Here is an 11390-nt window from a genome sequence, read left to right as displayed (position 1 = left end):
AATTCTCAAAGACCAGCAAAAACGGCCCCTTGCGGGGCCGTTTTCATGTGCAAAGCCGTCTTCTTGCGTGTCTTGCTCAGGTGAGCGGTGAGAGCTGGATCTCGACGCGGCGGTTCTGGGCGCGGCCGGCGGCCGACGCGTTGGAGGCGATCGGACGCGTCTTGCCGAAGCCGGTGACGGCGAAGCGGCGGGTATCGACGCCCTGCCCGGACAGATAATTGGCGACCGCCAGCGCGCGGCGCTGCGACAGGTCGAAATTGTGTTCGTCGCCACCGGTCGAGTCGGTGTGGCCGAACACGTCGACGGTGGTCTGGCGGAACTTGTTCAGCACGAGTGCGACCGAATTCAGCACTTGATAGAAGCCGGGCTTCACCGCGTCCTGGTCGACGTTGAAGGTGATGTCGGACGGCATGTTGAGGATGATCTGGTCGCCGCTGCGGGTGACGCTGACGCCGGAACCCTGAAGCTGCCGGCGCAGTTCGGCCTCGTTCTGGTCCATCGTGGCGCCGATGGCGCCCCCAGCGAGAGCGCCGACGCCAGCGCCGATCAGCGCATTGCGGCGATCGTTGCCGCCGGCAAGCAGGCCAAGTCCCGCACCCGCCAGCGCGCCGATGCCGGCGCCGGCCGCAGTGTTGGAAACTTTCTGTTGTCCGGTATACGGATCGGTGGTGGTGCAGGCACTCACGAGCACAGCCGTCGCCACTGCGACGAGCACAGTCTTTTTCATCAGGTAGTCCCTCTCCAGTCCGCGGTCCCACCAGTGGCGCGCCGCATCCCTTGTGCGTCCAAGTGGACGCACGTCGCTTTATGCTTGTAACATGAAATGCGGCGAAAAATGGAAGGGGAAAAGCGGCTGGCCACGGCTTTTCCCGGTCAATTCAACCGCCGCTATTTGCGCAATTCCGATCGGCTGGCAGAGACTGTCGGCTACCAGAGATTCTTGCCGTCGATGACGACGACCTCGACCTGATCGAGGTCGAAATCGTCGAACAGGCGCGAATTCACGCTGATTTTCGGATTGTCGAAATCCGGCTTGCCGGTCGACCAGTCCGGCGTTTCGGTGGAGGTGCCGCAGCCGCAGGTGGCGCAGAAACCATGTTTTACCGTTTTCGAGCCCCATTGATAGAAAGAGACATTCTTGAGCGGGCTGGTGAGCTTAAATTGCGACGGGACGTAATAGGCCCACAACGAGCCGCGTTTCGAGCAGAAGGAGCAGGTGCATTGCGTCACGGTTAGCGGCGCTTCCGAAACCTCGAACGTCGTCGCCCTGCAGTGGCAGCTTGCCTTTATGGTCATGACGCCTCCCTCGCGATTGCTTCGCGCCAGCGCGGTAAGGCAACATAAAGAGGCGCCGTTGACAACCGTCTGTCAGCAGACTCGGCTTACCTGCGTCGGACGCGTGGCGCGCTTCACTCTTTTTGATGCATGTCGTATCCCAAAACCGCTGCGCACCCTCGGGTCAGGCCATGGCCCGCTTGGCGCAAGCTTTTGGGGGCAAGCCTTTGGGCGACATGCATCAAAACGACGACGGTGGCACGAACAGGCAGATGGTCTTTCCGTCATTGGCGCCGGCGACCGAACACCAGTGATATTCGCCGTCGGGCGAATTCTTGATCCGTGCATCGCTGTAGCCCACGACCTCGCCTGTTCCCTTGATGACATAGCCCTCCGGACGCTCGCTGATCGACGTCTGCGAGACCGCGCGGCAATCATAGCCGGAGCAACAGGAGAATGGGTAACTCCAGCCTTGCGGCTTCGCTGCAGTCGGCGTGGCGTCGTGGGCCAAAGCCGGCGCTGCGAATACAATGGTGGCGGCCGTCAGAACCACCACCGCAATGATCGAATTCAGGAGGCGGCGCGCCGTCTTGACGGCAGAGGCCAGTCGGGTTGTGGAAGCAGGCATGGGCGCAATTCCTATCACCGAGTTATCAAGCGTTTCGCTTGCCCGTTCTTGGAACGTATCTTCCCAGTGGCCGGCTCGTCAGGTCGCAGATACGCCGCGTCCGGCCATAAATGCTTTTTCCCCCAACGTTCGGATGCTGGCCTGATTCCTTTGCTGGCGCAAGAAATTGCTGTGCAATCGAGCGCCGACATCTGCAGCCGGAACCAGCCTGCCGGGGCTGACGAGAGTGACTTCATCAACCCCGGCAGTGGGATCGCGCGGATAACGAGATTGAACTCGCGGTGGTTCCGGGCCAGGCGACGGCAGGCCTGCAACAATGAACCCGGAGGTAGAAGTAATTGTCGAAAATTCGATGAAAAAACAAAGCCATAAAGCAGCCGCTCAATTACAGTGAAGAGCCTGTTACTCTAGCGTGATGTTCCTGCTGCTTGGGGCTTAGAAGCTTCAGTCGATATCGGCCACCACTTCGCCGGCGCCGCCCTCGATGCGCTGCGACAGCGAGGCCTCCATGAAATCGTCGAGGTCGCCGTCCAGCACGCTCGACGGGCTTGTGCTCTCGACGCCCGTGCGCAGATCCTTCACCAACTGATAGGGCTGCAGAACGTAGGATCGGATCTGATGGCCCCAGCCGATATCGCTCTTCGACGCTTCGGTGGCGTTGGCCACCGCCTCGCGCTTCTTCAGTTCTTCCTCGTAGAGCCGCGAACGCAGCATCTCCCAGGCCTTCGCCTTGTTCTTGTGCTGGGAGCGCTCAGCCTGGCAGGCGACCGCGATGCCGGTGGCGAGATGGGTGATGCGGACCGCTGAATCGGTCGTGTTGACGTGCTGGCCGCCCGATCCGGACGAACGATAGGTGTCGATGCGGACATCCGATTCGGAAACGTCAATCTCGATCGTATCGTCGATCACGGGATAGACCCAGACGCTGGCGAAGGAGGTGTGACGGCGCGCATTGCTGTCATAGGGCGAAATACGCACCAGACGGTGAACGCCGGATTCCGTCTTCAGCCAACCATAGGCGTTGTGGCCCTTGATCAGCAGCGTGGCGGACTTGATGCCGGCCTCTTCGCCGTCATGCACTTCCAGCACCTCGACCCTGAAGCGGCGCCGCTCGGCCCAACGCGTGTACATGCGCAGGAGCATCGAGGCCCAGTCCTGGCTTTCGGTGCCGCCGGCGCCGGCATGGATTTCGAGATAGCTGTCGTTGGCGTCGGCCTCGCCCGAAAGCAGCGTCTCGATCTGGCGGGCCTTTGCTTCGCCGCGCATCGAGCGGATCGCCGCTTCCGCCTCGGCGACGACACCCTCATCGCCCTCTTCCTCGCCAAGCTCGATCAAGCCGATATTGTCTTCCAGCGCCTGGGTGAGGCCTTTGACTGCGGCGATGCCTTCCTCGAGGCCCTGGCGCTCACGCATCAGCTTCTGCGCCTCCAGCGGTTCGTTCCAGAGGCTCGAATCCTCGGCACGCACATTCAGGTATTCAAGCCGCTTTATGGCTTGATCCCAGTCAAAGATGCCTCCTCAGCAGGGTTATCGCCTGCCTGATTTCGTCGACAATATTCTGCGTTTCCGCGCGCATGGCTGGCCGTTCTGTCCTGTGCTGAAATGGTGCCCTGTCGCTTGAGCAGAGCTTGGGTTGGCGCGATACATAGGGACGGCACCGCCGCCTGTAAAGCGAAATGGGCCGGCTCGAAAACCGGCCCAAATACCCTATCCTATGTCAGTAGAGCCCGCCGCCGCCGGACTGGATGGCCTGGTTGGCCTGTGGCGACAGCGCGCCGCCGGAGGCGTTGGAGCCGTCCTCACCCATGCCGATCACCCAATAGCTGTCGGCGGGGCCGGTGCCCGGCTTGAAGGCTTCGATAAAGGCGCCGGCGTCGTCCGGGTTGGCCCGCATGCCGGTTTTGCGATTGATGGCGATCAGTTTCATGCCTTCGGGAACCTGGAAATCGACATTGGGCGTGCCGTCCAGCGCCACGCGCATGAAGTCCTTGAAGATCGGCGCAGCAAGGCCGCCGCCGGTCGCGCCCTTGCCAAGACCTTTGGGCTGATCATAGCCCATATAAAGGCCGACAACGAGGTTGGGCGTATAGCCGATGAACCAGGTATCCTTCTCGTCGTTTGTCGTTCCAGTCTTGCCGGCGATGTGGCGGCCGAGTTCGGCAACGGTAGCGCCGGTACCGCGCTCGACGACGCCCTCCATCATCGAAGTGATCTGATAGGCGGTCATCGGATCGAGCACCTGCTCGGAATTGTCGACCAGTTCCGGCTCAGGCTGGTTCTGCCATTCAGCCGCATTGCAATTTTTGCAGCCGCGTTCGTCCTGCCTGTAGACCGTCTTGCCGTAGCGGTCCTGGATCCGGTCGATCAGCGTCGGCTTGATCGACTTGCCGCCGTTGGCCATGATCGAATAGGCCGATACCATGCGCATCACGGTCGTCTCGCCCGACCCCAGCGCCATCGGCAGATACGGCGCCAGTCGGTCATAGACGCCGAAGCGCTCGGCATATTCGGCGACCAGTTTCATGCCCATGTCGTTGGCCAGGCGCACCGTCATCAGATTGCGCGACCTCTCGATACCGGACCGCAAGGTCGCCGGGCCCGCAGTCCTTCCATCGTAGTTTTTCGGCGTCCAGGTCGTGTTGCCGCTCTTGATGGTGATCGGGCCATCCATGATCACCGAAGCCGGCGTATAGCCATTGTCGAGAGCGGCCGCATAGACGATCGGCTTGAACGACGAACCCGGCTGGCGCATGGCCTGCGTGGTACGGTTGAATTCGGATAGCGAATAGGAGAACCCGCCGACCATGGCCAGAACGCGCCCGGTATGCGGATCCATGGCGATCAGGCCGCCCTCCACTTCGGGGGCCTGGCGCAAGATATAGGCCCCATCCGTGTCTTCTTTCTTCTGCACGAAGATGACGTCGCCAGGCTTCAGCACGTCCGCCGGCGATTTGGCCTTGACGGTCTTGCCGCCGACCACATGACGCATGGCGAAGCTCATATCCTCGCGGCTGACGGTGCCTTCGACGCGATCCTTGACAAGTTCGCCCGAGATCTGCCGGGTCGGCCGAAGGCCGATCGACAGACCGCTCTCCGAGCTGTCGAGCACGACAGCGAGCGACCATTCGGGCACGTCGTCCAGTCCCTTGACTTCGCTCAAAGGCACGCCCCAGTCGCCGGACGGGTCGATGGTCTTCACCGGCCCACGATAGCCGCGCAGCGTATCGAACTTCATCAGGCCGTTCTGCATGGCTTTGCGGGCGATGAGCTGCATCTTGGGATCGAGCGTCGTACGGACGGACAGGCCGCCCTCGTAGAGCGCATTCTCGCCGTAGCGCGCGCTGATCTGGCGACGCACCTCCTCGGTGAAATATTCGCCGGCGAACAGATAGGTGCCGGAGCGGCGTGGCTTGACGCCGAGCGGCTCGGCCTTGGCCTTGGCGCCTTCCTCTTGCGTGACGTAGCCGTTGCCGACCATCTGGTCGATCACCCAGTTGCGGCGCTCGATGGCGCGGTCGGCATATTTGAAGGGGTGATAGTTGGAGGGGCCCTTTGGCAAAGCCGCCAGATAGGCCGTCTCCGCCACGGTGAGTTCATTCACCGCCTTGTCGAAATAGGTGAGCGCTGCGCCGGCGACGCCATAAGCGCCGAGCCCGAAGAAAATCTCGTTAAGGTAGAGCTCGAGGATGCGGTCCTTCGAATAGGCCTGCTCGATGCGGAAGGCGAGGATCATCTCCTTGATCTTGCGCTCGTAGGTCTGGTCCGAGGACAACAGGAAGTTTTTCGCCACCTGCTGGGTGATCGTCGAGGCGCCGACCTGGCGCTTGCCCGAGCCAGCATTCTGCAGATTGACCATGACTGCGCGGCCAAGGCCGGTCATATCGATGCCGGGGTGATTGTAGAAGTTCTTGTCCTCGGCAGACAGGAAGGCCGCCTTGACACGATCCGGCACCGCCTGGATCGGCAAATACAGGCGCCGCTCGCGCGCATATTCGGCCATCAGCGCACCGTCGGACGCATGGATGCGGGTCGTCACCGGCGGTTCATACTTGGCCAGGACCTCGTAATCGGGCAAATCCTTCGACAAATGGCTGATATAGATCGCCACTCCGGCCGCGACCAAAAGGGCCAGCGCGGTGCCGATGCCGAAGAAATAGCCAATAAGACGAATCATGCCCGCTCCAGTCCTTGGTTCGGGAATTGCCTAAACGAAGCCGCCTTTCGCGCAAGCTTTCGAGACGATCCCGACCGGTAATCGAAAATCCATGTCGCCACCATGTGGGCAAAATGCGGCAGCCTGGAATTTCGGCTTCGAATGGCGAAAATATAAGTGCAAAGTGTTGTCGTCGTGCAACGCTGCCTCTGGTTGTGGCGAGGACTGGCATCTCAGCCTCCGGTTCCGGCTCCGGCCTTGGCTGAAGCGAACAGGGCGATGGCATTGGTTATGCTCTGGGCCGCCTTGCTGCGCCAATCGGCGCTGAGCAGTTGCGCCTCGTCCTTGGCGTTCGACAGATAGCCGAGTTCGACCAGCACGGAGGGGACATCCGGCGCCTTCAACACCTTGAAGCTGGCCGAACGCTGGGGATTGTTGATGAGGCCGACGCTGGTGGAAAGCTGGCCGACCAGCGTTTGGGCGAAACTCATCGAGAAACTGTGCGTCTCGCGGCGAATCAGGTCGATCAGGATGTCGGTTACTTCCTTGTTGTCGTCCTTGATTTCCATGCCGGCGAATTGGTCGGAAAGGTTTTCACGGTCGGCGAGCGCCTGCGCTTCGGGATCGGAAGCCTTGTCGGAGACGGTGTAGACGGTCGCGCCGCGGAGGCCCTTGACCCTGATCGTGTCGGCGTGGATCGAAATGAGCAGATCGGCCTCGTGCTGGCGGGCAATGCGCACGCGGTCGTCCAGCCGCAGGAATTGGTCCGTCTCGCGCGTCATGAACACGTCGTATTTGCCGACTGCGGCGAGTTTGTCCCGCAATTCGGTGGCGAAAGCGAGCGTGACGTTCTTCTCGACGGTGCCGTTCATGCCCTCGGCGCCGCCGTCGATGCCGCCATGGCCTGGATCGATGACGACGGTGAAGCGATGGCCTGGATTGGAGACAGGGCCGGTGCCGACCCTGCCGCCCTTGTCGGAGGAGACCGTCGAGCCGGTGGTCAACGCCTGATTGGCAAGAGCGGCGTCGAACTCCCGCACGGACGCCGCCGACATGTCGATGGCGATGCGGTAGCCGTTGCCGTCATCGTTCTTGAGCACGTCGAACCTGTCGACGGCGAACGGACCCTTGCCGGTGAGAATCAGCCGCGACACGCCCTCGCCGAGATCGCCGTAGCGCACGCTCCTGACCAGGCCGCGCGCCTTCACGTCCTTGGCATTGATGGCGAATCTCGTGCTTGGCAGGTCGACGACCAGACGGTGGGGGCCGCGCAGCAGGAACCATTTGACGTCGGGCTCACGATCGAAATTCATGACGATGCGCATCTTGGTGGCGTCACCGGCCATTTTGTAGCTCGTCACTGCCAGCGGCACGTCGGCGGCAAAGGAAACTGGCGAAAGAGCCAGGCAAACGACAACCAGCAACAGCAGACAAGCAGCGCGGAAGAAGTGGGCAGCGCGGAAGCGGGCACCTCGCAAGTGGGCAGCGCGGAAGTAGGCGGCGTAGAAAAAAATGCCTCCGGCGCGACCACTCATGTGCGTGAAGACTGCCAGTGCCATCTCTTCCAGTCGCTCCGGTTTGGCGTGAGGCGCCCGATCCTGTTGTCGGCCAATCTTGCTTGTCGGAGTGTCGTCGTCTTGTCGAAACGCTGGTCAGGCCGCGAACTCGATTAACGGTTGGTAACCAGAGAAGGTTAACCAAGCCTTTTCACGCAACGCTTAAAGCCGTGCTTCCGTTGCGGAACTGCATTTTGCCGGCATCGGAAATCGGGGTTGCCTTCCAACCCGCCAAATCATAAAAGCGATGGTGGATCACTGCAATCCTGGAACCGTCCTTCTCCGCAGCTTCCTGCTACAGGTGAGATGAACGACGGCTCCTTTCGCGTCAGGCGAAAAAGGCAACAGGTGATCGCGACGAATTTCGCAGGTGTAAGCCCGTGGCGGGGGAAGCGCCTGCGTGAGGAAAACGGCCGGGATTGTCCCGCGCCGGCTCTGTACGAGCAAACAAGCTGGTCCGGTTTTCCCGGGCTTTGGTTCAAAAAGGTTCTGCTGGTTACGATGGCTTCAAGCGCAATCATGGAAAGGTCCGCAGCAAACCGCGCCATTATGGCTGCGGGCGGCACCGCCATGGCGCTCAGGCAGCGGCCGGCGGACATTCAATTGCCCGGCACCCATGTTCATCCACACTCACAGCGGCGGGCTTTGCCTCGCAAGCTGCGGCTGACGGCTGCCGGGGGGAAACGAAATAATGCCCAACAAAATGCTGATAGACGCCTCCCACCCGGAGGAAACACGAGTTGTCGTCGTTCGCGGTAACCGTATTGAAGAATTCGACTTTGAATCCCAGGACAAGAAGCAGCTCAAAGGAAATATCTACCTCGCCCGCGTAACCCGCGTCGAACCCTCGCTTCAGGCAGCCTTTGTCGAATATGGCGGCAACCGTCACGGTTTCCTCGCCTTCAGTGAAATTCATCCCGACTACTACCAGATTCCGGTCGCCGACCGTCAGGCGCTGCTGCGCGCGGAAGCGCAGGAGGCTGAAGACGAGGACGATGAGGACGGTGATGGCGACGATCGCCAGAACCGCGATCGCGGCCGGCGCGGACGCCGCCGCGGCGGCAAGAGCCGCGACCGAGGCGAACACAAGCGTGATGCAGGTGCGGCCGATTCGGACGCTTCTGGCGATTCCAATGACAGCGGGTCCAATGACAGCGGGTCCAATGACAGCGGCTCCAATGAGGGCGGCGAACACGGCGAGGATGCGGTCGCGCAGAACGTCGATGCCTCAGAAAAAGTCGACACGCCGTCCGCTGCTTCGGAACATGGCGAGGATGTCGCCAGTCATAGCGAGGCAAGTCCTGATGAGACGAGCCGTGACGAGACTGGCCATGGCCGTGACGAAACTGGCGGTGACGAGACTGGGCCTTCCGAAGGCGGTCCGAATTCCATCGCCGCCAGCATCGAATCGGATGTGATTTCCGAAGCCGTGCCGCAGGCTGATGCGGCCGGCGAAGCCACCTCCACCGACAATGATCGCGGCATGCTGGAAGAAGTGCAGTCATCGCATTCGGATGACCATGAGGTCGAATCGGTCGGCGCCGAGGATGCGCTGGAAGAAGCGCGCAACCGCCGCAAGCCGGTGCGCCGCCAGTACAAGATCCAGGAAGTGATCAAGCGCCGGCAGATCCTTCTGGTGCAGGTCGTCAAGGAAGAGCGCGGCAACAAGGGCGCGGCGCTCACCACCTACCTGTCGCTTGCCGGCCGCTATTCGGTGCTGATGCCGAACACGGCGCGCGGCGGCGGCATCTCGCGCAAGATCACCAACGCGCAGGACCGCAAGCGGCTGAAGGAGGTCGTCGCCGATCTCGAAGTGCCGCAGGGCATGGGCGTCATCCTGCGCACGGCCGGCGAAAGCCGCACCAAGGCCGAGATCAAGCGCGACTACGAATATCTGATGCGGCTTTGGGAAAACGTCCGCAACCTGACGCTGCAGTCGACGGCCCCTGCCCTCGTCTACGAGGAAGGCAGCCTGATCAAGCGCTCGGTGCGCGACCTCTACAACAAGGACATCGACGAGATCCTGGTCTCCGGCGAAGAGGGCTATCGCGAGGCCAAGGATTTCATGCGCATGCTGATGCCGAGCCACGCCAAGGTCGTGCAGCCGTTCCGCGACACGACGCCGATCTTCGTGCGCAACGGCATCGAGGCGCAGCTCGACCGCATGCTGCAGCCGCAGGTGACGCTGAAGAGCGGCGGCTACATCATCATCAACCAGACCGAAGCGCTGGTCGCCATCGACGTCAATTCGGGCCGCTCCACCAAGGAGCACTCGATCGAGGACACAGCGCTTCACACCAATCTGGAAGCGGCCGAGGAGGTCGCACGGCAGCTGAGGCTGCGCGATCTCGCCGGCCTGATCGTCATCGACTTCATCGACATGGAGGAGAACCGCAACAACCGCTCCGTCGAGAAGCGGCTGAAGGATCACCTCAAGAACGATCGCGCCCGCATCCAGGTCGGCCGCATCTCGCATTTCGGCCTGATGGAGATGTCGCGCCAGCGCATCCGTGCCAGCGTGCTGGAATCGACGATGAAGCCTTGCCCGCATTGCGGCGGCACCGGCCATGTGCGGTCCGATTCGTCCGTCGCGCTGATGGTGGTGCGGGCGATCGAGGAATTCCTGCTCAAGGATTCGCGCAGCCACATCACGGTGCGGACGCCGGCGGCGACCGCGCTCTATGTGCTCAACCACAAGCGCGGCACGCTGGTGGAGCTCGAAAACCGCTTCGGCCTGACCATCACCGTCGAGGCCGACGATACGGTCGGCGCCCAGCACTATGCGATCTTCCGCGGCGCGCTGGCCGAAAAGCCTGAAGGCTTCGTCGAGGTGCGGACCTTGCCCGCCTATGTCGAGCCGGAAGAGCCCGCCGACGAAATCGTCATCGAGGAGGAGGAAGACGAGGTCGTTGCACCGGCGGAGCAACCGCGCCAGGCGCAGCAGCCGCAGCAGCCAAGGCCCAGCGAGGATGGCGAAGGCCGCGACCGCAAGCGCCGCAAGCGCCGCAGACGGCGCGGCGGCAAGGATCGCGACCGCGAGCATGGCGCCCCCGTGGAAGGTGCGTCCATCTCGGCCACTGCCGATGGCGTCTCCGAGGCCGCAAGCGATGAAGGCGCCGAAGCAGACCACGAGGACCAGGTCGGCGTCACCGAGGCGGTGGAAGCGTCGGATGACGGGCAAGAGCCTGAAGGTCGGGAGCCTGATGAAGGTCTGGAGCCTGACGAAGGTCTGGGCAAGAAGCGTCGGCGCGGCAAGCGCGGCGGCAAGCGCAATCGCCGTGAAGACGGCGAAGGCGAGGTCGATGCAGGCACTGCCGAGTCGGCTGACCGTCCCGAGGTCTTGGAGGCCGTCTCCGGCGAACCGGCAGCAGCAACGCCGGTCGAAGCCACGCCGGTCGAAGAGCCTGTCGACCTTGCTCCAGCCAATGACGACATGCCAAGCGCCGAAAAGCCGAAGAAGCCGCGCCGCGCTGCCAAGCCGAAGAAGGCCGCGGCGGACGTCGTTGCCGAGACGCCGGTAGCGAAGCCGGAAATTTCTGCCGAGGCTCCCGCAGCTGTTTCAGAGGAAACAGCCGTGGCCGCCGTCGACGAGAAACCGAAGGTCCGCCCATCGCGACGCAAGCCCGTACCGGTCGATGCTCCGGTTGAGCCGATCGTGTCCTCGACTGTTGCCGAAGAGGAAAAGACCGAGGAGAAGCCGAAGCGTGCCGGCTGGTGGCAGCGGAAAGGCTTTTTCTAAGCTTTTCGGTAGGTTATCCTGATCTTTTGAACAAAAAAA

Annotated in this window: 7 protein-coding genes; 1 reads left to right on the top strand and 6 read right to left on the bottom strand. The window is 62.1% G+C overall.

Features of this window, described 5'->3' with window-relative positions; all coding sequences use genetic code 11:
- Nucleotides 1–76 precede the first annotated feature (76 nt).
- From AC0L2V_RS05255 to AC0L2V_RS05230, 6 genes are all read right to left on the bottom strand, one after another.
- Nucleotides 77–727: a YiaD family glycine zipper/OmpA-like lipoprotein gene (locus AC0L2V_RS05255; RefSeq protein ID WP_031254560.1), complete on the bottom strand. Its 651-nt coding sequence runs from the start codon at nt 725–727 to the stop codon at nt 77–79.
- Nucleotides 728–927: 200 nt separating this feature from the next.
- The gene (locus tag AC0L2V_RS05250; RefSeq protein ID WP_473519610.1) at nt 928–1296 is read right to left on the bottom strand and encodes a GFA family protein; all 369 of its coding nucleotides are present in this window, start codon (nt 1294–1296) and stop codon (nt 928–930) included.
- Between the two features lie 220 nt (nt 1297–1516).
- Complete coding sequence (locus tag AC0L2V_RS05245) at nt 1517–1903, bottom strand: hypothetical protein (protein ID WP_023798148.1); 387 nt, start codon at nt 1901–1903, stop codon at nt 1517–1519.
- A 444-nt stretch (nt 1904–2347) separates the two neighbouring features.
- Nucleotides 2348–3479, bottom strand: a protein-coding gene (gene prfB / locus AC0L2V_RS05240) for a peptide chain release factor 2 (protein WP_473507589.1) whose coding sequence is annotated in 2 segments (ribosomal slippage) — nt 2348–3412 and nt 3414–3479 — 1131 coding nt in all. Because the reading frame shifts where the segments join, the coding sequence is not laid out codon by codon here.
- 141 nt (nt 3480–3620) lie between these two features.
- Nucleotides 3621–6077: a penicillin-binding protein 1A gene (locus AC0L2V_RS05235; RefSeq protein WP_473507588.1), complete on the bottom strand. Its 2457-nt coding sequence runs from the start codon at nt 6075–6077 to the stop codon at nt 3621–3623.
- A 212-nt stretch (nt 6078–6289) separates the two neighbouring features.
- Complete coding sequence (locus tag AC0L2V_RS05230; protein ID WP_473507587.1) at nt 6290–7615, bottom strand: N-acetylmuramoyl-L-alanine amidase; 1326 nt, start codon at nt 7613–7615, stop codon at nt 6290–6292.
- 688 nt (nt 7616–8303) lie between these two features.
- On the opposite strand from AC0L2V_RS05230, the gene AC0L2V_RS05225 reads away from it, so the two are divergent.
- Nucleotides 8304–11351 carry an Rne/Rng family ribonuclease gene (locus tag AC0L2V_RS05225; RefSeq protein ID WP_473507586.1) on the top strand — a complete coding sequence of 1016 codons (3048 nt, stop codon included), beginning with the start codon at nt 8304–8306 and terminating at the stop codon, nt 11349–11351.
- Nucleotides 11352–11390 lie beyond the last annotated feature (39 nt).

The organism is Mesorhizobium sp. WSM4814 (assembly GCF_055811595.1).
This window is presented reverse-complemented; position numbering and strand designations above follow the sequence as displayed.

Bases quoted from the DNA above. Each gene is read 5' to 3' on its own strand.
- AC0L2V_RS05225 (WP_473507586.1), top strand. From the start codon at position 8,304: ATGCCCAACAAAATGCTGATAGACGCCTCCCACCCGGAGGAAACACGA.
- AC0L2V_RS05230 (WP_473507587.1), bottom strand. From the start codon at position 7,615: ATGGCACTGGCAGTCTTCACGCACATGAGTGGTCGCGCCGGAGGCATT.
- AC0L2V_RS05245 (WP_023798148.1), bottom strand. From the start codon at position 1,903: ATGCCTGCTTCCACAACCCGACTGGCCTCTGCCGTCAAGACGGCGCGC.
- AC0L2V_RS05235 (WP_473507588.1), bottom strand. From the start codon at position 6,077: ATGATTCGTCTTATTGGCTATTTCTTCGGCATCGGCACCGCGCTGGCC.
- AC0L2V_RS05250 (WP_473519610.1), bottom strand. From the start codon at position 1,296: ATGACCATAAAGGCAAGCTGCCACTGCAGGGCGACGACGTTCGAGGTT.
- AC0L2V_RS05255 (WP_031254560.1), bottom strand. From the start codon at position 727: ATGAAAAAGACTGTGCTCGTCGCAGTGGCGACGGCTGTGCTCGTGAGT.